The sequence below is a fragment of the Streptomyces sp. CB02923 genome, assembly GCF_001905005.1.
Classification (GTDB): Bacteria; Actinomycetota; Actinomycetes; order Streptomycetales; family Streptomycetaceae; genus Streptomyces.
The window spans coordinates 556,197-576,828 of record NZ_LWKZ01000001.1 but is presented as its reverse complement, the minus strand read 5'-3'; the positions used below and the strand labels follow the sequence as shown (position 1 = coordinate 576,828).

Annotated in this window: 22 protein-coding genes; 12 read left to right on the top strand and 10 right to left on the bottom strand. The window is 72.6% G+C overall.

Going from position 1 to position 20,632, the window contains the following annotated elements:
- Window positions 1–151: 151 nt before the first annotated feature.
- Window positions 152–616, top strand: coding sequence for a nickel-type superoxide dismutase maturation protease (sodX, locus tag A6A06_RS02325; protein ID WP_073759691.1), 465 nt, complete (start codon window positions 152–154; stop codon window positions 614–616).
- Here the strand turns inward: sodX and A6A06_RS02320 are convergent.
- Window positions 520–1,149 (bottom strand): CGNR zinc finger domain-containing protein, encoded by a 630-nt coding sequence (locus tag A6A06_RS02320; protein WP_073758248.1) that lies wholly within the window; start codon window positions 1,147–1,149, stop codon window positions 520–522. The two genes, sodX and A6A06_RS02320, sit on opposite strands and share 97 nt — an antisense overlap.
- Before the next feature lie 79 nt (window positions 1,150–1,228).
- Between A6A06_RS02320 and A6A06_RS02315 the strand changes: the two genes are divergently transcribed.
- Window positions 1,229–1,990, top strand: a complete 762-nt coding sequence (locus A6A06_RS02315) for a class I SAM-dependent methyltransferase (protein ID WP_073758246.1) — start codon at window positions 1,229–1,231, stop codon at window positions 1,988–1,990.
- Between the two features lie 114 nt (window positions 1,991–2,104).
- Here the strand turns inward: A6A06_RS02315 and A6A06_RS02310 are convergent, their stop codons facing one another.
- The 3 genes from A6A06_RS02310 to A6A06_RS02300 all read right to left on the bottom strand — a co-directional run bounded on the left by A6A06_RS02310 (window position 2,105) and on the right by A6A06_RS02300 (window position 4,883).
- Window positions 2,105–2,857: an amino acid ABC transporter ATP-binding protein gene (locus A6A06_RS02310; RefSeq protein WP_079193814.1), complete on the bottom strand. Its 753-nt coding sequence runs from the start codon at window positions 2,855–2,857 to the stop codon at window positions 2,105–2,107.
- Between the two features lie 17 nt (window positions 2,858–2,874).
- On the bottom strand, window positions 2,875–3,822 hold the full coding sequence (locus tag A6A06_RS02305) for an amino acid ABC transporter permease (RefSeq protein ID WP_073758242.1): 948 nt from the start codon (window positions 3,820–3,822) through the stop codon (window positions 2,875–2,877).
- Window positions 3,823–3,908: 86 nt separating this feature from the next.
- Window positions 3,909–4,883: an ABC transporter substrate-binding protein gene (locus A6A06_RS02300; RefSeq protein WP_073758240.1), complete on the bottom strand. Its 975-nt coding sequence runs from the start codon at window positions 4,881–4,883 to the stop codon at window positions 3,909–3,911.
- Window positions 4,884–5,409: 526 nt separating this feature from the next.
- Between A6A06_RS02300 and A6A06_RS02295 the strand changes: the two genes are divergently transcribed.
- The 3 genes from A6A06_RS02295 to A6A06_RS02285 all read left to right on the top strand — a co-directional run bounded on the left by A6A06_RS02295 (window position 5,410) and on the right by A6A06_RS02285 (window position 8,453).
- Window positions 5,410–6,669, top strand: coding sequence for an NAD(P)-dependent malic enzyme (locus tag A6A06_RS02295; RefSeq protein ID WP_073758238.1), 1,260 nt, complete (start codon window positions 5,410–5,412; stop codon window positions 6,667–6,669).
- Between the two features lie 125 nt (window positions 6,670–6,794).
- Window positions 6,795–7,757: a zinc-binding dehydrogenase gene (locus A6A06_RS02290; RefSeq protein WP_073758236.1), complete on the top strand. Its 963-nt coding sequence runs from the start codon at window positions 6,795–6,797 to the stop codon at window positions 7,755–7,757.
- 66 nt (window positions 7,758–7,823) lie between these two features.
- The gene (locus tag A6A06_RS02285) at window positions 7,824–8,453 is read left to right on the top strand and encodes a HutD/Ves family protein (RefSeq protein ID WP_073758234.1); all 630 of its coding nucleotides are present in this window, start codon (window positions 7,824–7,826) and stop codon (window positions 8,451–8,453) included.
- Here the strand turns inward: A6A06_RS02285 and A6A06_RS02280 are convergent.
- Window positions 8,413–9,420 (bottom strand): LysR substrate-binding domain-containing protein, encoded by a 1,008-nt coding sequence (locus tag A6A06_RS02280; RefSeq protein WP_079193741.1) that lies wholly within the window; start codon window positions 9,418–9,420, stop codon window positions 8,413–8,415. The two genes, A6A06_RS02285 and A6A06_RS02280, sit on opposite strands and share 41 nt — an antisense overlap.
- Window positions 9,421–9,564: 144 nt before the next feature.
- Here A6A06_RS02280 and A6A06_RS02275 point away from each other — a divergent pair, with 144 nt between their 5' ends.
- Window positions 9,565–10,176, top strand: coding sequence for a short chain dehydrogenase (locus tag A6A06_RS02275; RefSeq protein WP_073758232.1), 612 nt, complete (start codon window positions 9,565–9,567; stop codon window positions 10,174–10,176).
- Between the two features lie 19 nt (window positions 10,177–10,195).
- Here A6A06_RS02275 and A6A06_RS02270 read toward each other — a convergent pair whose 3' ends face one another.
- Complete coding sequence (locus A6A06_RS02270) at window positions 10,196–10,477, bottom strand: hypothetical protein (RefSeq protein WP_073758230.1); 282 nt, start codon at window positions 10,475–10,477, stop codon at window positions 10,196–10,198.
- 136 nt (window positions 10,478–10,613) lie between these two features.
- On the opposite strand from A6A06_RS02270, the gene A6A06_RS02265 reads away from it, so the two are divergent.
- From A6A06_RS02265 to A6A06_RS02255, 3 genes are all read left to right on the top strand, one after another.
- Window positions 10,614–11,372, top strand: coding sequence for a TetR/AcrR family transcriptional regulator (locus tag A6A06_RS02265; RefSeq protein WP_199930641.1), 759 nt, complete (start codon window positions 10,614–10,616; stop codon window positions 11,370–11,372).
- A 226-nt stretch (window positions 11,373–11,598) separates the two neighbouring features.
- Window positions 11,599–11,808 carry a hypothetical protein gene (locus tag A6A06_RS02260; protein ID WP_003984558.1) on the top strand — a complete coding sequence of 70 codons (210 nt, stop codon included), beginning with the start codon at window positions 11,599–11,601 and terminating at the stop codon, window positions 11,806–11,808.
- Window positions 11,808–12,377, top strand: coding sequence for a Clp protease N-terminal domain-containing protein (locus A6A06_RS02255; protein WP_073758228.1), 570 nt, complete (start codon window positions 11,808–11,810; stop codon window positions 12,375–12,377). Before A6A06_RS02260 ends, A6A06_RS02255 begins: the two co-directional genes overlap by 1 nt.
- A gap of 81 nt (window positions 12,378–12,458) precedes the next feature.
- On the opposite strand, the gene A6A06_RS02250 is transcribed toward A6A06_RS02255, so the two are convergent.
- The 4 genes from A6A06_RS02250 to A6A06_RS02235 form a co-directional block, all read right to left on the bottom strand.
- Complete coding sequence (locus A6A06_RS02250; protein ID WP_073758226.1) at window positions 12,459–13,343, bottom strand: SCO6745 family protein; 885 nt, start codon at window positions 13,341–13,343, stop codon at window positions 12,459–12,461.
- A gap of 204 nt (window positions 13,344–13,547) precedes the next feature.
- Window positions 13,548–14,717 (bottom strand): PadR family transcriptional regulator, encoded by a 1,170-nt coding sequence (locus A6A06_RS02245; protein WP_073758224.1) that lies wholly within the window; start codon window positions 14,715–14,717, stop codon window positions 13,548–13,550.
- A 5-nt stretch (window positions 14,718–14,722) separates the two neighbouring features.
- Window positions 14,723–15,634 carry a DUF4097 family beta strand repeat-containing protein gene (locus tag A6A06_RS02240; RefSeq protein WP_073758222.1) on the bottom strand — a complete coding sequence of 304 codons (912 nt, stop codon included), beginning with the start codon at window positions 15,632–15,634 and terminating at the stop codon, window positions 14,723–14,725.
- An 815-nt stretch (window positions 15,635–16,449) separates the two neighbouring features.
- Entirely contained in the window at window positions 16,450–16,629 is a 180-nt protein-coding gene (locus A6A06_RS02235; protein WP_030017204.1) for a DUF6104 family protein, read from the bottom strand.
- A 151-nt stretch (window positions 16,630–16,780) separates the two neighbouring features.
- On the opposite strand from A6A06_RS02235, the gene A6A06_RS02230 reads away from it, so the two are divergent.
- The 3 genes from A6A06_RS02230 (at window position 16,781) to A6A06_RS02220 (ending at window position 20,629) form a co-directional block, all read left to right on the top strand.
- Window positions 16,781–17,182, top strand: a complete 402-nt coding sequence (locus A6A06_RS02230) for a CU044_2847 family protein (RefSeq protein ID WP_073758220.1) — start codon at window positions 16,781–16,783, stop codon at window positions 17,180–17,182.
- Window positions 17,182–19,383 (top strand): VMAP-C domain-containing protein, encoded by a 2,202-nt coding sequence (locus A6A06_RS02225; protein WP_073758218.1) that lies wholly within the window; start codon window positions 17,182–17,184, stop codon window positions 19,381–19,383. The genes A6A06_RS02230 and A6A06_RS02225 overlap by 1 nt, the downstream gene beginning before the upstream one ends.
- A gap of 187 nt (window positions 19,384–19,570) precedes the next feature.
- On the top strand, window positions 19,571–20,629 hold the full coding sequence (locus tag A6A06_RS02220; RefSeq protein WP_073758216.1) for an AAA family ATPase: 1,059 nt from the start codon (window positions 19,571–19,573) through the stop codon (window positions 20,627–20,629).
- Window positions 20,630–20,632: the final 3 nt, after the last annotated feature.

The window sequence follows — 20,632 nt, the reverse complement described above, 5'->3', positions numbered from 1 at the left end:
AGATTACTCGCCGGGGGAAGGCTTTTCTCGGGTGGCCCGGGGGTCTTAGGGCAAAAGGCCGGTTCCGGGCCGGGACTGATGGAGGATGGGACCGGTGACGGGCGGCCGGGGCACGGCGGTCACCGGGCCGGAACCGGGAGGTGTGACGGGGATGCCGGAGCGGGTGGAAGAACGCGGGCCGGAGCAGGGTGAGGAGCACGGGCGGGAGCGCAGAGGACTGCTGCGGGCCTTCGGCCTCGCCGAGGTCTACAACCCGTCGATGGTGCCGACGCTGCGGCCCGGCGACCAGCTGGTGGTCCAGTACGCGGCGGTGGTACGGCCGGGTGACGTGGTCGTCCTGCGGCACCCGTTCCGGCAGGACCTGCTGATCGTCAAGCGGGCCGTGGAGCGGCGCGGCGGCGGCTGGTGGGTCCAGGGGGACAACCCGTTCGTGGAGAACGACAGCCGCGAGTTCGGGGTGGTGCCCGACGAGCTGGTGGTCGCGCGGGCCTGGGTGCGGGTGCGCCCGCCGCGTGATGTTCAGCGCTCGCTGTCGGGCGCGCTGTCCTGGGTGGTCTCGGCGGTCCGGCCGGTACGGGCCGACCGTTCGCTGTCCAGGCGCTTGCGGGCCCGGTAGGCGGCGACGTTGGCGCGGGTCGCGCAGCGGTCCGAGCAGTAGCGCCGGGAGCGGTTGGTCGAGGTGTCGAGGTAGGCGTTGCGGCACGGGCGTGCCTGGCAGATGCCGAGCCGGTCCACGCCCAGGTCGGTGAGCTGGAAGGCCAGGCCCATGGAGGCGGTGGCGGTGTAGCCGGCGGTGGCGTTGGCCGCGTGGTCGGCGATGTGCAGGTGCCACTTGGGGCGCCCGTCCTCGTCGCGGAACTCGTGCCCGGAGACCTGCGGGCTGACCGGGAACTCCATCATCAGCGCGTTGAGCAGGTCGACGGCCCGTACCTCGTCGCCCTCGTCCGCGGCCTCGAAGACGGCGCGCAGCCGGGCGCGTACCCCGCGCAGGCGCGTCACGTCGCTCTCGTTCGCCCGGCGGGCCATCTGCTGGGCCGGGCCGAACAGCTCGCGCACGGCCTCGACCGAGGTGAGGGTGTCGCCACCGCGCTCGGGCTGCTCGGTGTTGACCAGGCGAACGGCGTAGTCCGAGTAATAGGCCAGTTCCACTTGTAGTCCTTACGGGCGCGGTCTAGGGTTCGTAATAGGTGTTGTTGCTACGAGGGTATTACGGCTTGGAGGTAACGGTATGACCGAGACCGTCGTCGGTGCTGACTGGCAGGGATGGCAGAACAGTTGGGACCGCCAGCAGGAGTGGTACATGCCGGACCGCGAGGAGCGGTTCCGCGTGATGCTGGACATGGTCGAGGCGCTGGTGGGCACCGAGCCCCGGGTACTGGACCTCGCGTGCGGCACCGGCAGTATCTCCGACCGGCTGCTCAAGCGTTTCCCCAAGGCCGTCAGCGTGGGCGTCGACCTCGACCCCGCACTGCTGGCCATAGCCGGAGGGTACTTCGCGGGGGACGACCGGGTGACGTTCGTCCGCGCGGACCTCAAGGACCCCCGCTGGACCGACGCCCTGCCCCACGACTCCTACGACGCCGTACTGACCGCCACCGCCCTGCACTGGATGCACACCGGACCGCTGCGCGGACTGTACGCGCAGCTCGGCGGACTGGTCCGGGACGGCGGCGTCTTCATGAACGCCGACCACATGCCCGACGGGGGCACCCCGCGCATCGACGCCGCCGAGCGCGCCTTCCGGCACGCGCGGCAGGACGCGGCCAAGGAGGCGGGCGCACTCGACTGGCGCGACTGGTGGGAGCGGGCCGCCGCCGACCCGGTGCTCGCCGCCCCGACCGCCGAGCGCTTCGAGATCTACGGCGAGCACGCCGACGGCGACACCCCCTCCGTGGCATGGCACTGCGAAGTGCTGCGCGAGTCCGGGTTCGGCGAGGCGCGCGCCGTGTGGCGCTCGCCCAACGACGCGCTGGTCCTCGGACTGAAGTAGGTCCGGACGGCCCTCCGAGCGGGGCCGCGCCCATGACGGGCGGTACGTACGAAGGCGGCTGCCGCGCCCGTACGTACCGCCCGTCATGTGTGTCCCGCGGCTTCCCCGGCGCTGTCAGAGCACCTTGGACAGGAAGGACTTGGTGCGCTCGTGCCGCGGCTTGCCCAGTACGTCGCGCGGGTGCCCGGACTCGACCACCACACCGTCGTCCATGAAGACCAGCGAATCGCCGACCTCCCGCGCGAAGCCCATCTCGTGCGTCACGACGACCATCGTCATGCCGTCCGCCGCCAGGTCCTTCATCACGTCCAGCACGTCGCCGACCAGCTCCGGGTCGAGCGCCGAGGTCGGCTCGTCGAAGAGCATCAGCTTCGGTTCCATGGCCAGCGCGCGGGCGATGGCCACGCGCTGCTGCTGCCCGCCGGAGAGCTGCGAGGGGTAGTTGCCCGCCTTGCCGGCCAGGCCGACCCGGTCCAGCAGCTTGCCCGCGCGCTCCCGGGCGGTCGCCTTGGACTCGCCCTTGACCTGGACCGGCGCCTCCATGATGTTCTCCAGCGCCGTCATGTGCGGGAAGAGGTTGAAGCGCTGGAAGACCATGCCGATGTCGCGGCGGCGCGCGGCCACCTCGCGGTCGCGCAGCTCGTACAGCTTGCCGTTGGCCTCCCGGTAGCCGACCAGCTCGCCGTCGACCGACAGCCGGCCGGCGTTGATCTTCTCCAGGTGGTTGATGCAGCGCAGGAACGTCGACTTGCCGGAACCGGAGGGGCCGATCAGGCAGAACACCTCACGGGGCGCGACCTCCAGGTCGATGCCCTTGAGGACGTGGGCCGCGCCGAAGGACTTGTGCACGCCCTCGGCCCTGACCATGGGGGTGGACTTGCTGGTCATGCGGCACCTCCGGCCGACGAACGGTTGGCGCCGCCGGACAGCCGGGCCCGTATCCGCTGGACCGGGGTGGGCGGCAGCTGGCGGCTGGCGCCGCGGGCGTAGTGACGCTCAAGGTAGTACTGGCCGATGCTGAGCACCGTGGTCGCGATCAGGTACCAGGCCGCGGCGAGGATGAGCATCTCCACCACGGGGCCGGCGTCGCGGCCCACGTTCTGCGCCGACTGCAGCAGGTCGTAGTACTGCACGGCGATGACCAGCGAGGAGGTCTTGAGCATGTTGATGACCTCGTTGCCGGTCGGCGGCACGATCACCCGCATCGCCTGCGGCACGATGATCCGCCGCAGCGTCTTGCCGTGGCTCATGCCCAGCGCGTGCGCCGCCTCGGTCTGGCCCTCGTCGACGGCGAGCAGACCGCCGCGGCAGATCTCCGCCATGTACGCGGCCTCGTTGAGCCCGAGGCCCAGCAGCGCGCACAGGAACGGGGTCATGAAGTCCGACCACTCGTCCTTGTAGATCGGCATGATGTCGATGTACTGGAAGACCAGGCCCAGGTTGAACCACAGGAACAGCTGGACGTAGACCGGCGTACCGCGGAAGAACCAGACGTAGAACCACGCGACCGTCGAGGTCACCGGGTTCTTCGACTGCCGCATCACGGCCAGGACCACGCCGAGGACGATGCCGATCACCATCGACAGCACCGTGATCAGCAGGGTGTTGCGCAGGCCCCGGAGGATGTCCGGGTTGAACATGTAGTCGGGTATCGCGCCCCAGTTGACCTTCCCGGAGGCGAAGGCCCGCACGAGCAGGGCGAGCAGCCCGATGACGACCAGCGCCGCGACCCAGCGTCCGTAGTGGCGGACGGGGATGGCCTTGATCGGCTCGGGAGCGGGCGGCGGGGGGTCCGCCGGCGGCTGGGCCGGCTTGTCGACGTCAACTGACACGGGTGTTGCCTTTCAGCGTTCGGCGGGAGGGACGGGCCGTGCGCGCGCCAAGCGGGGCACGCGGCCGGACGGGCTCGGGCAGGCGCTCAGCCGCCGCCGTTGAGCTTGACTTCCTTGACCGCGGCGTCCGTGACGTTCCACTTCTTGAGCACCTGGGCGTAGCCGCCCTTCTTGACGATGGCCTCCATGGCCGCCTTGAGGGCGTCGCGCAGCTTCGGGCTGTCCTTGGGCACCGCGATGCCGTACGGGGCGGCCTTGACCGGCGCGCCGCCGACCATCTGGAAGTCGTTGCCGCCGCCGGAGCTCTTGACCGCCCACGCGGCGACCGGGTAGTCGCTGGAGACCGCGTCCACACCGCCGGTGCGCAGCCGGGTCTGGGCCTCGGTGTCGTTGTCGAAGGCCTCGATGGAGATCGCGTCCGTACCGGCCTCCTCGCACTTCTTCGACTGGTCCTTGGCCAGGTCGTGCGAGACGGTGCCGCGCTGCACCGCGATCTTCTTGCCGCACAGGGCGTCCCAGCCGTCGATGCCCTGGGTCTTGCCCTTCTGCGTGTAGATCGAGACGCCGACGTCGAGGTAGTCGATGAAGTCGACGCCGTCGCTGACCTTCTTGCCGGTGGTGCTGTCCACGCCCTGCTGGCGGTCCTTGGTGTCGGTCATCGCCGACATGGCGATGTCGTAGCGCTTGGACTTCATGCCGCCCATGAGGGTGTCGAAGGTGGCGTTGTTGAAGTTGAGCTTGACGCCCAACTCCTTGCCCAGGGCCGCCGCGAGGTCCGGGTCGATGCCGGTGACCTCGCCGTTGGTGCGGAACTCCACCGGCTTGTACGTGATGTCCGAGCCGACCTGGATCATCGCCTTGTCCTGGATCTCCTTGGGCAGCAGCTTGAACAGCGGGGCGTCGGGGTTGCGGTTCTTGGCCGCCTCGCGCTTGGCGACGGCCGCGTCGGTCTGGTCGCCGCAGGCGGTGAGCAGCAGCAGCGAGGCCGCGACCGCGGTCGCGGCGGCCACGGCTGAACGAGACCTGCCGGGGGCCGGGCGACGGGTGGGGCTTGCGGTCATGCTGATCCTCCTGCGGATGAGGGAGAAGCCGACTGGCAGGGGCCGTGCACACACCTTCGGGCGTCGCGACCTCGTTTGGTGACGGAATCTTGCCATCCGGACACCGCTATCCGGACTGTCGTACAGGTCAAAATCGGATAACGGACGTGGACGAAGCCGTACATCCCAGGTGTCCCTTGGGGAACGTGCGCCCGACGGTGCCCGGAGAGGCCGGTGGCGCGGGTCCGCGTCTCGCAGTACGGACAACTCGCAGGGCACTTCCTATGATTAGCGCTGTTCGGGCATATTGTCGGAGTTACGAACCGGTGGGTAACGAATCCGACTCGTCGGCGCCCACACCCGTCCGGTAGAAAGGTGCGTTACACCCCTCATCCGGGGCTCAGGGCGCGCGTGCGGCGCGCCCGGCGTCCGTACCTCCCCCCGTGGGACGGCCATCCGTCACGCAGGGCACGGACGCGGTGCCCGCCCACCCCTTGACCAGGGAGTGGTCACCCTCAACTGTTTGACGAACGAAGGGGTTGAACCAGTGACAGCCAAGACCGCCCAGGCCCACGACGGCGGGAACACGCAGGCGAACGCGGGAGCGGACACGGCCGCCAAGGGCGCGGCCGGCCCCGGCAGCGGGGAGCAGTGCCAGGACCCCGCCTTCCTCCTGCACCGCGGCGGCAAGATGGCGATCCAGGCGACCGTTCCGGTGCGTGACCGCGAGGACCTCTCCCTCGCCTACACCCCCGGCGTCGCCAAGGTGTGCAGCGCCATCGCCGAAGAACCCGAGCTGGTGCACGACTACACCTGGAAGTCCCAGGTCGTGGCCGTCGTCACGGACGGCACCGCGGTGCTGGGCCTCGGCGACATCGGCCCGGAGGCGTCCCTGCCCGTGATGGAGGGCAAGGCCATCCTCTTCAAGCAGTTCGGCGGCGTGGACGCGATGCCGATCGCCCTCGCGACGACCGACGCCGACGAGATCGTCGAGACCGTCGTGCGGATGGCGCCGTCCTTCGGCGGCGTCAACCTGGAGGACATCTCGGCGCCCCGCTGCTTCGAGATCGAGCGCAAGCTCCAGGAGCGCCTGGACATCCCGGTCTTCCACGACGACCAGCACGGCACCGCCGTGGTCACACTGGCCGCGCTGCGCAACGCCGCCCAGCTGACGAACCGTTCGCTCGGACAGCTGCGCGCCGTCATCTCCGGCGCCGGCGCGGCCGGGGTCGCCATCGCCAAGATCCTCGTCGAGGCGGGCATCGGCGACGTCGCGGTGTGCGACCGCAAGGGCATCGTCACCGCCGACCGCGACGAGCACCTGACCGACGTCAAGCGCGAGCTGGCCTCCTTCACCAACAAGGCCGGGCTGTCCGGCTCCCTGGAGTCGGCCATGGACGGCGCGGACGTCTTCATCGGCGTCTCCGGCGGCACGGTGCCGGAGGAAGCGGTCTCCAAGATGGCGAAGGACGCGATGATCTTCGCCATGGCCAATCCGAACCCGGAGATCCACCCGGACGTCGCGCACAAGTACGCGGCGGTGGTCGCCACCGGCCGCAGCGACTACCCGAACCAGATCAACAACGTGCTGGCGTTCCCCGGCATCTTCGCCGGCGCGCTCCAGGTGCGCGCCAGCCGCATCACCGAGGGCATGAAGCTGGCCGCCGCCGAGGCCCTGGCCTCGGTGGTCGCCGACGACCTGAGCGCCGAGTGCGTCATCCCGTCGCCGTTCGACGAGCGGGTCGCCCCGGCGGTCACCTCGGCGGTCGCCGCCGCCGCCCGCGCGGAGGGCGTCGCGCGCCGCTGACCCGAGGACCACGAAGGCCCCGCCCTCCGCGGCGGGGCCTTCGCGTGTGCGCCGAAGCGGCGGCGCGGCGCGTTTCACACCGCGGCGCGGTACCGCCCGGACCCCGTGCGCCCTACGTTGGGATCATGTTTGCTGCCTACGCCGCCCGCATCGACCGCGACCAGCCGCTGAACGGCCTCGAACTGGGGGAGCGTCCCGCCCCCGGCACCCGCCCCGGCTGGACGACCGTCAACGTCAAGGCCGCCTCCCTCAACCACCACGACCTGTGGTCGCTGCGCGGCGTGGGCCTGGGCGAGGAGGCGCTGCCCATGATCCTCGGCTGTGACGCGGCCGGCACCGACGAGGACGGCAACGAGGTCGTCCTGCACTCGGTGATCGGCCAGAGCGGCCACGGCGTCGGCCCGGACGAGCCGCGCTCCATCCTCACCGAGCGCTACCAGGGCACCTTCGCCGAACAGGTCACCGTCCCCGCCTGGAACGTGCTGCCCAAGCCGGAGGAGCTGTCCTTCGCCGAGGCCGCGTGCCTGCCGACGGCCTGGCTGACCGCGTACCGGATGCTGTTCACCAACGCCGGGGTACGGCCCGGGGACAGCGTGCTCGTCCAGGGCGCGGGCGGCGGCGTGGCCACCGCGGCCATCGTGCTGGGCGCCGCGGCCGGTCTGCGGGTCTTCGCCACCAGCCGCAGCGAGGACAAGCGCAAGCGCGCCGTCGAACTGGGCGCCGAGGCCGCCCTGCCCACCGGCGAGCGGCTGCCGCAGCGGGTGGACGCCGTGATCGAGACGGTCGGCGCCGCCACCTGGTCGCACTCGGTGAAATCGCTCAAGCCCGGCGGCACGCTCGTCATCTCCGGCGCCACCTCGGGATTCAACCCCGAACGCACGGAACTCAACCGCATCTTCTTCCTGGAGCTGAAGGTCGTCGGCTCGACCATGGGCAGCAAGGACGAACTCGCCTCGCTGCTGAACTTCTGCGCGGCCAAGGGCGTCCGGCCCGTCATCGACACCACGCTGCCGCTGGACCGGGCGCGTGAGGGGTTCGCGAAGCTGGCCGAGGGCGAGATGTTCGGCAAGGTCGTCCTGACGGTCTGAGGCGCGGGAGACGGCCCTGTGCACGGACGAGGACCCGGGCACGCGAGTACGGAAGAGAGGGCACACGTGCGGGTGCTGCGCGCGGCCGGACGTACGGCGACGGCCTGGAGCAACGGCGGCGGGGTGACGCGGGAGATCGCCGCCGCGCCGCCCGGAGCGGGCTGGGACGCCTTCGACTGGCGGGTGAGCCTGGCCGAGGTGGGCCGGGACGGCCCGTACTCCGCCCTGCCCGGCGTGGACCGCGTCCTGACGGTGGCCGAGGGCGCCGGGCTGGAACTGACCGTCGACGGGGCCCGCCACGTACTGCCCGGCCCGTACCGCCCGTTCGCCTTCCCCGGCGACGCCGCGACCGGCTGCCGCCTCTTGGACGGCCCCGTGGTCAACTTCAACGTGATGCTGCGGCGCGGGCGTTCGACGGCGGCCGTGGAGATGGCACGCGGCCGGTACACCGCCGAGCCACGGCCGACGGCCGCCGCTCAGCCGCCGGGGGAGCGGCGGTCACGGCTGGTCGTCGCGCTGTCCGGCCGTACGGCACTGGACGGGTACGGGCCCGGCTCCGACTCCGCGCTGACGCTGGAACACCACGACGCGGCGCTGATACCGGCGGACGCGGGCATCTCGCTGCGCACCGACGGTGTCGCGGCCGTCGTCACCCTCACCGTACGGACGGCGCCGACCGGAGCCCGGCCGGACTGAACCGCCCGTCACCACCGCGTCCGGCGGCCGGGGGAGCGGGCACGCCGTCCGTCACCGGGGCGCCGTCCGTGACCGGCACACCATCCGTGACCTGCGCTCCGGTGGCGCCGCCGCGGCGCAGGGTGTGCCGCGCGTGGGCGGTGAAGGCGGCGGTGGCGGGGTGCGTGGCCGTACGGGGCCGGGCCAGCAGGACCGTGACCGGCCCGGCGTCGGTGATCGGCAGGTAGCGGACTCCCGGGTGCGGATGGCTGTGCACGGTCGCCTCGGCGGTCACCCCGGCCGCCTCCCCGGTCGCGATCACCGTCAGCCACTCGTCGACGTTGGCGACCTCGAAGGTACGGCGCGGACGCCGCCCGGCGGGCCACAGTTCGGCGCTGGTGGTGCACGCGGTGGCGCACAGCGCGATGGCGTGGTGTGCCAGGTCGGCCAGCGTGACGGCCGCCTCCCCGGCCAGCGGGTCGCTCTCGCACACGGCGGCGATCCGGCGTTCGCTGTACATCGCCACGGTGTCCAGCACCCCGTCGTCCGCCGGGACCGTCCGCAGGAAGGCGAGATCGACGGTGCCGCGGCGCAGCGCGGCCTCGGCGTCGCCGAGCCGGTGCACCTCGACGGGCTCGCCGGGGTGCTCGTGCCGCCAGTCCCGCAGCAGCGGCACCGTGTGCCGGCCGAGCGCGGCCCAGGCGAAGCCGACGCGCAGCGGGCGCGGCCCGGCCGCCGCCTCGGCCAGCGCGTCGCCGAGCTGGGCGAGGATGCGGTGGGCGTGCTCGTACAGCCGCTGCCCCGCCGGGGTGAGCCGCAGCCGGCGGGTGGTGCGTTCGACCAGCGAGGTGCCCAGCCGCCTCTCCAGCTGGTCCAGCGTGCGCGAGAGCGCCGGCTGGCTGACGCGCAGGGCCGCCGCCGCGCCGGTGATCGTGCCCTCGTCCCCGATGGCGGCCAGGGCACGCAGGTGCCGCAGTTCGACGTTCACCGCGTACCTCCGCCCGGCCCCGCAGCCGCCCGCCCGATTCCGCGCCGCCCGATTCCGCACCGTCCGACAGTCATAACTCCCGAGCATAGATCCCGTACGGAAGGTATTTCCCTCCCCCGAACGCCCCGGCCTAGCGTCGGCGGCATGAAGATTCTGCTGATCGGCGCGACCGGGAAACTGGGCACCGCCGTACACGAGACGCTGGCCGGACGCGGCCACGAGATCATCACCGTCGGCCGCAGCGGCGGCGACCTGCGGCTGGACATCTCCGACCCCGCGCAGGTCACCGAGGCGTACGACCGGGCCGCCGAGCGGGCCGGAACCCTGGACGCCGTGGTGAGCGCGGCCGGCGACACCCCGTTCAAGCCGGTCGCCGGGATGACCGCCGAGGACTACGCGGCGGGCTTCCGCGGCAAGGTGCTCAGCCAGATCGAGCTGGTGCGCCAGGGCACCGCCCGCATCGCCGGGCGCGGCTCCTTCACCCTGATCACCGGAGTGCTCTCCCGTGACCCCATACCCACCGGCAGCGCGGCGGCGATGGCCAACGGCGCGGTGGAGTCGTTCGTACGGGCCGCCGCGATCGACATCGCGCCGCAGCGCGTGAACGCGGTGAGCCCGACCGTGGTCACCGAATCGCTCGCGGACTACGGCGGCTTCTTCCCCGGCATCAAGTCCGTTGACCTGGCGCAGGTGGCCGCGGCGTACGTGCGGTCGGTCGAGGGCGGGCAGACCGGCCGGATCTACGAGCCGGTGTGACGGACGGCCGGGGCCGCGCTCAGCCCGTGTGCGTGCCCGCGTGGGCGCGGGCGGCCCCGGCGTCCCGTGCGCGGGCGAGCGCCTTCTCGCGCCCCTTGTCCAGCACGGCGAGCAGGGCGAACGCGAGCAGGGCGATCACGCCCGAGGCGACGTAGTTCCACGGACTGTCCAGGTAGTTGACGGCCCGCATGGGGGTGCCGTGGTCGTCGCCGAAGACGCGGTAGAGGACGGCCGCCGGGCCCTCCCAGAAGCCCGCGGTGAACACCAGGATGGACAGCAGCCGGTACCAGCCTTCGTTCATGATCTTCTCCCCGTTCGTGTCGGCCGCTCGTCGAGCGTGTGGATACGACCGTATCAAAGATTCTCACCCGAATCCTTGACTGCGCTCGCTGATTCTGATATTCGTCACGCTTCACGTGGCGCGGTACCCTCACTGTGTGCGTGACGAAAAGACGAACGGATGCCGGGTCTGCGGTACGGGGCTGCCCGCGGCGGTACGCGGCCGCCCGCCCGCGTACTGCTCGCGGAGCTGCCAGGCGAAGGCGTACCGGCAACGCAGGAAGACAGCCCGCACAGCAGCGGAGAGCCGCTCTCGGCAGCCGCCACTCCCGCCGCCCGGCGGCGCGCGGGAGCGGCGCAGGCGCGAAGTCGCCGAGGCTGTCTGGCGGATCGCGGCCGGCCGCGGCCTGGAGTCCGCGAGCATGCGCGAGGTCGCGGCGGAAGCGGGGGTCTCGCTGCGGGTGGTCCAGTACTACTTCGGCAGCAAGCACCGCCTGCTGGTCGAAGCGCTGCGGATGCTCCACGAGGAGAACGACCGCCGCGCCCGCGCGCGGATGGCGCACCTGCACGACGCCGGGGACCTGCGTGCCGTACTGCGCGCCGTGCTCGTCGAGTTCCTGCCGCTGGACGAGCAACGTGCCGTGGCGCTCCGCGTGTTCACCGCCTACTTCGTCCGCAGTCTGACCGACCCCGCGGTGGCCGAGGTCTTCCTGCACGGCGAGCAGGAGATGGAATCCCTGGTCGCCACCCTGATCCGTGGGGCGGGCGCGGTCCGGCCGGGCGTCGATCCGGTGCGGGAAGCGGACCTGCTGGTCTCGGGCGTCACCGGGCTGGGTCTCGACGTCCTGTACGGCCGCCGCACGATGGCCGGCGTCCGGGCCACCATCGACTACCACCTCGACCGGATCTTCGCCTGACCGCACCCGCGCGGCGAGCGCGATGCCTGCCGGGCGTCGCCCGGGGGTCCCCCGGGGGGCGTAGCTGCGGTAGCGCGTGCCGGGGCGCTCCGGGCTGCCGGATGCCGGGAATCGATTCGTCGATACGGCTGACGGCGGCGGACCGCCGATGACGTAACCGGCCCGGTGCGCGTGCCGATGTCAACCAGCATTGACACCAGCCCGCACGTCAACCAAAATTGACACCATGAGCGAAGCAACGAAGCTCGCCGAACGGGCGGGCGACCAGGACCCCCGGATCGGCCTGCGGGCCGTCGCCGCGCTCCGCCGGCTGCTGGAACAGCTCGAAGCCGTACAGGTGCGCAGTGCCCGCATGAAGGGCTGGTCATGGCAGGACATCGCCGCCGAGCTGGGAGTCAGCAGGCAGGCGGTCCACAAGAAGCACGGGAGGCGTTGATGTTCGAACGGTTCACGGCGAGCGCCCGCGACGTGGTGCGCGGCGCACCCGCCTACGCGGCCCGGCCGGGCCCCGGCACCGTCGGCGAAGGGGAACTGCTGCTCGCCCTGCTGGACGGCAACGGCTCCCCGGGCGCCGAGGCGCTCGGCGCCCTCGGGGTGCGCGAGCGCCGGGCGTCCGTCGAGGACGCGCTGCGCCAGGCACGCCGCCGGGGCGGCCTGACGAACTCGGACGCGGAAGCGCTCGCCGGGCTCGGCATCGACGTGGCGGAAATCGTCTCGCGGGTGGAGCGCGAACACGGCCCCGGCGCCTTCGACACCGCCTCCCGGCAGCCCGCGCGACGCGGGCGCTCACTCCGCGGGCCGTTCGGCCCGGAGGCCAAAGCCGTACTGGAACGGTCGCTGCGCGTCGCGCTCGGCCGCGGGGACAAGCACATCGGTGACGAACACCTGCTGCTCGCCATGGTGGCCAAGCCGGGCCTCGCCGCGTCCGTGCTGGCCGAACACGGCGTCACGCACGCCGACGTCGTACAGGCCCTGGACCGGCAGAAACAGGCCGGAGCGCGCTGACGAGGGCGGCGGGGACGAACTGGCGAGGGCGGCGGGGCGCGTCGGCGAGGGCGGCGGGGCGCGCCGCCTACGGAACGCGCCCTACGGATACGCGACCTGAACCGCCCCGATCCCCAGCGTCCCGTGCCGTGGCAGCAGTCCGGCCTCCGCAATCGCCCCGAGCAGCGGGTTGAGCAACTGGGCGAGCCGCTCGGCACGGGACCGGCCCAGCGCCCGCCACGGGGCGGCGGCCAGCCGGTCCGTCATCCGCTCGACCTCGTCACGCCCCTCGCGGGCCCGGTCCGTGGGCCGGCCGGCCGGGTCGATCCAGCCGCGCGCGGCGAGCCGGTCGTGCGCGGCGCTCCACTCCTGCGACGTCCAGCCACGCCCCTTGAAATTGGCCTTCGGAGCGGCACCGATGGCGGCGAACGACACCAGCGCCTCGCACGGTTCGAGGTCACAGGTCAGCAAGGCCGCCAGGTGGCCGTCCCCGCGGTGCTCGCGCAGCACCGTGATGGCCTGCCAGAGCTCCAGGTGCGGAGCGTCCGGCCAGGGCAGGTCGCGGTTGGCGGCGGCCAGTGGGCGGGCGGCCGTGGAGGCGTTCTCGGCGGCCTGGCGGGCCAGTTGGGCCGCCTCGGCGATCTGCGCGGCAGGCAGTCGGCCGGATCTCATCAGGCCCGTCAGTATGCGGTCGACGGCCTGCAACCGGGCGTCGAGTATCTTGCCGGGCGCCGCCGTCGACCAGATCTCCGGCACGTACCGGGCGATCATCCGCGGGCTGAAGCTGTAGAACGTCGCGGCCACCAGCTCGGGACCGGCGGCGCCGAGCGGGGCCGAACGCCAGGCGAAATAACTGGGCCAGCGGGAATCGGTGTCGTAGCCGAGAGCTGCCGCCTCCTCGAACGCCTCGGGTGCGAAGTAGAGAATGGCGTGGACGGGCTCCAGCTGGCGCCACATCCGGCGGGCCACGGCAGGGTATTCCGACATCGCTTACCTCTTGGCCTTCAAGATCCGTTCAGACAAGGAGAGTTGACTGTAAAGGCGGACACGGCCACAGGTCTGCGATTTCTCGCGGCAGATCCCGTCGTCGGGCAAAAAGCCGTGCGAGGGACTGAGTTCCCCGATTACGTGCGGTGAACCCAGACCCCCGCTGACAACTGTGCGTGACCGACGGGTGAGCTGCCGAAGAGGTCAGTTCGGGGGCTCCTGCCGGGCCGCATATGCCTCCGGGTCACGCAACAGCGCTCCGACGTGCGCAGCAGTCGAAGACAGACGGCGGCGTACGTCCTTCAACTGTTCGCCGCTGACCCCGTGGTCGCGGGCCGCGTCCCGCAGGTCGTCGCGGAAGCGGTCCAGCAGCCGGTCGAAGTCCCGCACCGGGTCGCCGGAACCGGGCTCCGACGCCCACGCGGGCTCGGGCAGCGCACGGTCACCGCCCTCCGGCCGCACCGCCCCGGAGCCGTCCGCCCCGCCGGCCCCCGCCGCGGCGTCCTCCTTGGTGAGGCCCACCCGTACCGCGCCCGACGGCTCCCGCCCGCCCGGACCGCCGGAACGGTCCGCGTCCGCCTGCCCGCCCCCGGCCGGCTCCGCCCCGGCGCCGAAACGGCCCATCTCGCGCGAGACCTCCGACAGCGCCTCGCGCAGCGCCCCCGCCCAGTCCCCGGTACGTACATGCTCCTGGGCCTGTTCCTGTACGCGCTTGATGGCCTGCTGCACCTCGTCGCGCACGAACAGCTGCGTGTCCCGGGCCTGTTTACGGGCCCGCTGCGCGTCCTGCTTCGCCCGCCGGCTCTCCTCCTTGGCCCGCCGGGCCTGCTCCTTCCACTCCTCCTTGGCGCGGCGGAACTCCTCCTTCGCCTGCCGCCAGGCCTCCTTGTCGCCGAAGCGGCCCTCGAAGTAGTCGGCGGCCTCCGGGAACCCGTGCTCCTCGCCGCCGTTCCCCTCGGCCGCGCCACGCCCGCCCGACCGGCTGTCGCGCGCCTGCTGGGCCGCCTCGCGCATCTCACGGCGCAGATTCCGCGCCGAGCCGCTCACGTCCTCCCGGATGTCCGAGGCCAGCGCCGCCACCGACTCCCGGATCTCCATCTCCAGGTCGGCCAGCTCGCCGCCCCGGTTCGCCAGTTCGGCGCGGCCCGCCCCGGTGATCGCGTAGACCTTGCGGCCACCCTCGGTGGTGTGGGTGACCAGGCCCTCGGCCTCCAGCTTGGCCAGCCGCGGGTAGACCGTGCCGGCGGACGGCGCGTACAGCCCCTGGAAGCGCTCTTCCAGGAGTCGGATGATCTCGTAGCCGTGCCGCGGGGCCTCGTCCAGCAGTTTGAGCAGGTAGAGGCGGAGGCGGCCATGGGCGAAGACGGGAGGCATGGTTGTCAGAGCACCTTCTTGTCGGCGGGGGAGGGGGTTTCGCCGGTGCCGTTGCGCGCGGCCCCGGCCTCCGCGTGCGGCCCGGTGGCCCGCTCCTCGGACGGCGGGCGGCGCAGCAGGGCCAAGGCCCCGGAGACCGTGGTGACCTTCAGCGTGCCGCTGCCCGAGCCGAGGCGGCCCGTGATCCGCGTGGCCCCCCACCGGCCGCTGACGCGCAGATCCTCGAAGGCGTTCGTGACCATGCCGCTGGTGGTGTTCGCCTCCACCTCGGTGTCGCCCGGCGCGGGCAGCCGGATGGCGACCTCGCCGGAGACCGTGGCCAGCCGGACGAACGCGCCCTCGGCTGCCGGATCGAGATCCAGGACCATGTCGCCGCTGACCGAATCGGCCTTCACGGTGCCACCGGAGCCGTCGACGAGCGTCAGATCCCCGGAAATCGACTGGAAACTCAGGTCGCCGGTGACGGCCTGGCCCTCGACCCGGCCGGAGACCGTCTCGGCCCGCACCGGGCCGGTCAGACGAACGAGGGTGCTGTCGCCGGAGACGCCGCGCAGCTCCGTACGTCCCGAGATCCCCGAGACCACCGCGCTCGCGCCGACCGTGCCGATCGCCACCCGGGTGGCGGCGGGCACGGTGACCGAGACGACCGCGCTGCGGTTCCAGGCCGCGCGGCTGATCCTCTTCAGCGAACCCTTCCAGGGCAGATCGTCGTATGTGACCGTGAGCGTGCCGGCCTCCCGGCGGATGGTCAGCGGCGGGCCGGACAGTTCGCCGACCTCGACGCGGGCCGGGCCGGCGTCTGCCGTGCCCACGACGTTGACGGTGCCGCCGACGATGCGCACTTCGAGCGCGGTTACGGAGTTCTCGATCTCCAGCGTGCGTGGATCGGAGACCGACCACTCTGTTCGGTCCGGCATGTCCTGGCCTCCCCTGGTGTAACAACGCAACATATCGCGTATCTGCCAACACGATATATCGCGCTGCGGGGGGTTCCAAGTGTGCGGCGCGCTGCGCGCGCGGTTTTCGGTTTGTGGTTCACCTTGTGCGGGGTGGGCGCATTGCGCTTCGGGCTTCGCGCGAGGGGGTTCGCTGGCGCGCGGGGTCGTATGGCTTTCGCTGTGGGGCGGGGGCGCGCAGGGGGCCAACTCCTCGACACCGTGTACGGCAACGGTGATGTAGTCGTGAACCCAGATACCCGGCTGCTCTGCGGGGATGGCCCCCTACGCACCCCCTCACGTTGTTTGGCGACTGCGGCCAGCTGGGGGGAATTCTTCGATCACCGCCGTGCCCGCCCACCTGGCGGTGAGGCTCACGGGGGGGAGGCGGGGGGCGGCTATGGCGTCACCCGGCGGCAGGTGCGCACCCACGCCAACCTGATCGGCGCCCACCTAGCGGTGAAGCTCACGGTCGCGGGGGCAAGCGCGGCCATGGCGTCACCCGGCGGCGGGTGCGCACCCACGGCGTGCCTGACCCAGCCACCGCGCTGCGCGCGGCGGGCACCGGCCCCTGCGCTGCGCGCAGGGGTATTGCAGCCACGATGGCGGGAGAGCCGCAATCCGGCCGGGCTCGGGTCCACGCAGGGGTCTCCCCGCAGAGCAGCCGGGTATCTGGGTTCACTATGTAGTCACCGTTGACGTACACGGTGTCGAGGAGTGACCCCTGCGTGGGCCCGAGCCCACCCCACCACCGGCCAGACCGCGCACAACCCGCACTCCCACCGGGCCGCTGCGCGTCAGTCGTCGTCCTCGTCGTCCAGGCGGGCCAGCCACGTGGCCAGGCGTTCGACGGGGACCTCGAAGTCAGGGTTGAGGTCGACGAAGGTGCGCAGCTGTTCGGCCACCCAGCCTAGGGTGACCTCTTCCTCGCCGCGCCGGCTCTCCAGCTCCTCGATACCGCGATCCGTGAAATACACGTGCTCTCCACCAGGTTTTCGGGACGTTCCCGGCCAGGATAGGCAGGCGTCGCGACCCCTCGCGTCACTCGCACCCTGGGGCTAACCTGATCACCTGTCAACGGCCCTGGGGCAGTGCGACATTGCCGCTCAGGGGGAGCAGGAGGCCGTGATGCGTGATCGCGCACATCTCATCGAGCTGCCCGACGGGACGGAGGTCTGGGCCCGGGTGTCCCGGCTGGACGTCGCGGGGGAGCCGGACGGGGAATACGACGACGTGGGGGCGTGGGAAGCGCTCGGAGCCCGCGTGGAGGGCCTGCGGGAGCTGGTCGGCGGGGTCGCGGCGAGCCTGCGCGCCGCGACGGAGCGGGTGGCGCCGGACGAGACCAGTGTGAGCTTCGGCGTGGAGGTGGCGGCCAAGCCGGGCCGGGCGGTGGCGCTGCTGGCCGACGGTGAGGCCAAGGCGAACCTGTCGGTGACGCTCACGTGGCGGCGCAAGGAGGCGCCGGGTGAGGGCCGTATTCCGGATGGCGGCCGGGGCGACGGCCGAGGGCCGCACGATTCGGGTGCGTGATGGCGGCCCCGGAAGGCGGTCAGGGGTCCGTACGCGGTGAGCGCGCGGACCGCGAGAGGTACGCGCGCCTCCTGGGCCATGCGGGCCGGGCCACCGTCGCCATCCGCCCGGCGCCCGGTGTCCGGCCGGCTCCGTTGTGGGGCAGTGGGGTGTTCGTCGCTCCCGGGTGGGTGCTGACCTGCGCGCATGTGCTCGCGAGCGGGGACGGCCGGCGCCGTCCGACGGGCCCGGCCGGGGAGGTGGGCGTGGCGTTCGGCGGCCGGGTGGTCGCCGCGCGCCTGGAGTACGACCTGAGCCGCCCGGCGCCCGCGGGGGAGGCCGCGCCGCCGTACGGGGCGGCTGTGGATGAGAGACCGGGCTCGGCCACTGCCCTCGGCGACGCCGGGCACACCTCTGGGCCCGCCGCCCCCACCCCGCGCGTCGACCTCGCGCTCCTGCGGCTTCTCGACCCGGAGACGCCGCACCCGTGTGCCTGGCTCAGTGACCAGCCGGCCGCGCTCCTGGAGGACGCGTTCATCTTCCGCGGTCACGATCAGGACCGGCCCGGCGCGGCGGAAGCGGCGTACGGCGAGGGCGGTCCGGACACCGCCGCCGATGTCCACCCCTTCATCGCCGTCCGCTTCGGTGCCCGCGACGCCCGCGGCCTCCAGTTCGGCAGCGATGTCCGGGTGACCCCGGGCGCGTCCGGCGGGCCGCTGCTGGACTGCGACCGCGGCGAGGTCGTCGGCATCGTCAAGGGCAGTCACCGTGAGGACCGGCTCGGCCTCGCGGTGCCGGTCACCGAGTTGCGCGGGCTGGCGCCGCACCATCTCGTGCCGGGCGCCACCGGGCTCGGCGACGACCCGTACCACGCGCTGATGGGTTTGCACGACCGCTGGCACTGGGCGGGGCAGGACCTCGGCGGGCCGGGCGAGCCCACGTGGTTCGACGCCCAGCACGCGATCATGTCGGGCCGCGGCCGGCTGTGGGGCGTGCAGGAGCGGCTCCAGGCGCTCGACCTGCTGGCGTCGCTGCCCGCGCCGTGCGACCCGCTCGTGGTGGCCGCCGCGGTCGCCGAGGCGCTGGGCCGCGCGGACCCGGAGGGCCGTACGGGGCGGGCCGGGCCGTGGACGCTGCGTACCTGGCGGGACGGGCACGGCGCGCTGTACCAGGGCAGCGACCCGTACACGGAGCTGTGTGCCTTCGTGCACTACCTGCGCATCGTCGCGCAGCGGACGGCGGACGAGGCGCGTGAGGCCCCCGGCGACGCGGGTGCGGTGATGCGCGCGGCGGCGGAGCGGCTGGAACTGTTCGTGACGGCCAAGGCGGTCGTGCTGCTGCCCAGGGATCGGGAGCGGATCGGGCCGGTACGGCGCCGTCCCGACGCGCTGCTGGTGGAGTTCGAGCCGCTGTTCTACGACGGCATGGGCGGCCGGCAGCTGTTCAACTGGTCGGTCAGCGAGGGGTACGGGCAGGGCCGGTGGCAGCGCGTGGAGATCCAGGAGTCGCGGGACGGGATGAGCTTCGAGCAGGCCGTTGACCAGGTGCTCCGGCGGCTCGGTCCGCGTCTGCTGCGGGCCGACGACGCGGCGGGCGGCGCCCGGGTGCGCCTGGAGGTCGCGGTGCCGGAGGAGCGCTGGCACACACCGGCGGACCGCTGGCGCGTACCGGCCTCGACGCGCCGTGCCGCGCGCCTGCGCCCGCTGGGCCCGGCGCGCGCGGTGGTGCTGCGCGACCAGGGGCGGCGCCAGGAGGTGGACCCGGCGTGGCTGCGGCGCTGGCAGGGCCTGGCCGCGGCGGGGCGGCTGACCGGGCTGCGGGTGCCGGCCGGTACCCGCGCCTCGACGTCGGGTCTGTCGCGGCTGCTGGAGGAGGCGGGGGAGGGCGCGGTGCCGGCCCTGTGCCGGTCGGTGGCGGGCGGGACCGGGCTGGAGGCTGTCGGCTGGGCGCTGGACACCGGCCACCCGGTCGCGCTGTGGCTGGCGGAGGGGCACGACGAGCGGGACTGCGACCGGGTGTGCGACGAGTTCCACCGGGAGGTGCGGCAGCTGCTGGGGGCGCCGAAGTCGGTCGCCGAGCTGCCCGAACTGGTGCGTGAGCTGCGGGCCAAGGCGGCGGAGGGCGGCGTCTCCTGGGCCCGCGACCTCGTGCTCCTCTACGACGACCCGGGCAACCCGATCCCCCAACTCTTCTCCCAGGCCGCGCAATTGTCGCCCCAATGACGTCCCTGGAGACCGGAAAACGCCCCGTATCCTTCCGTCCGGCTGGCTACTGTCCTAGCGTCGTGAGAGATTGCTAGGGGGACGGGTCCGGGGAGGGCGGGAAGCGGATGCCGACGCTTGCCGGGGTTGCTCTTCCGCGGCCCCTTCGCCTCTGCCCGATGGCCGGCCGGCGACGAGGAGTTCCGACGTGAGCGACTGGCTCATCTACCGTGGCGCGGGGGCTCCGCACGACGGCATCGAGCAGTTACCGCCGCCCCCTCCGTGGCGGGATTTCGACGGCGGTCCGCCGGTGGCGCCGCCCGCCGCCCTCGACCACGCCTCCGAGCGCAGGCTCGGCGTACAGCGCCGCGAGGCCAGCTACCACCGGCCGGGGGAGACCGAGCGTGAGCTGGTCAACGCCGCGCTCTACCTGCGCCGCCCGCTGCTGGTCACCGGTGCGCCGGGCAGCGGCAAGTCCACCCTCGCGCATTCGGTCGCCTACGAGCTGGGCCTGGGCCGGGTGCTGAACTGGTCGATCGTCAGCCGCAGTTCGCTGCGCGACGGGCTGTACGAGTACGACGCCATCGGCCGCCTCCAGGACCTCCAGATCGCCCGCGCGGCCCGGCCGCAGGCCGGTCCGGTCCCGGGCGGGGGGAGCCCGGAGCCGCAGGACGAGCCGGGCGGCGGCATCGGCCGCTACATCCGCCTCGGCCCGCTGGGCACGGCCCTGCTGCCCGCCGCGAAACCGCGTGTCCTGCTCGTCGACGAGCTGGACAAGAGCGACATCGACCTGCCGAACGACCTGCTCAACGTGCTGGAGGAAGGGGAGTTCCGGATTCCGGAGCTGGAGCGGCTGGCCGGATCCGCCCCCGAGGTGCCGGTGCTCGGTGACGACGGCGGCCATGTCACCGTGCGGGACGGCCGGGTGCGCTGCCGCGCCTTCCCGTTCATCGTGCTGACCAGCAACGGCGAGCGGGACTTCCCCGCCCCGCTGCTGCGCCGCTGCATCCATCTGAACATCCCCACGCCCGACAAGGAGCGGCTCGCGGACATGGTCCGGGCGCACTTCGGCGAGAGCGCCGCCGCCGACTACGAGTCGCTGATCGACCGCTTCCTGGACCGCGAGCCCGGCGACGTACGCGCCGTCGACCAGCTGCTCAACGCCATCCACCTGACGCAGAAGGCCGGCTGGGCGGACGAGGACGAGGAGGAGACGCGGCGGCGCCTGACGGCCGAACTGCTGCGGCCCCTGGATCGGACCAGGTGATCC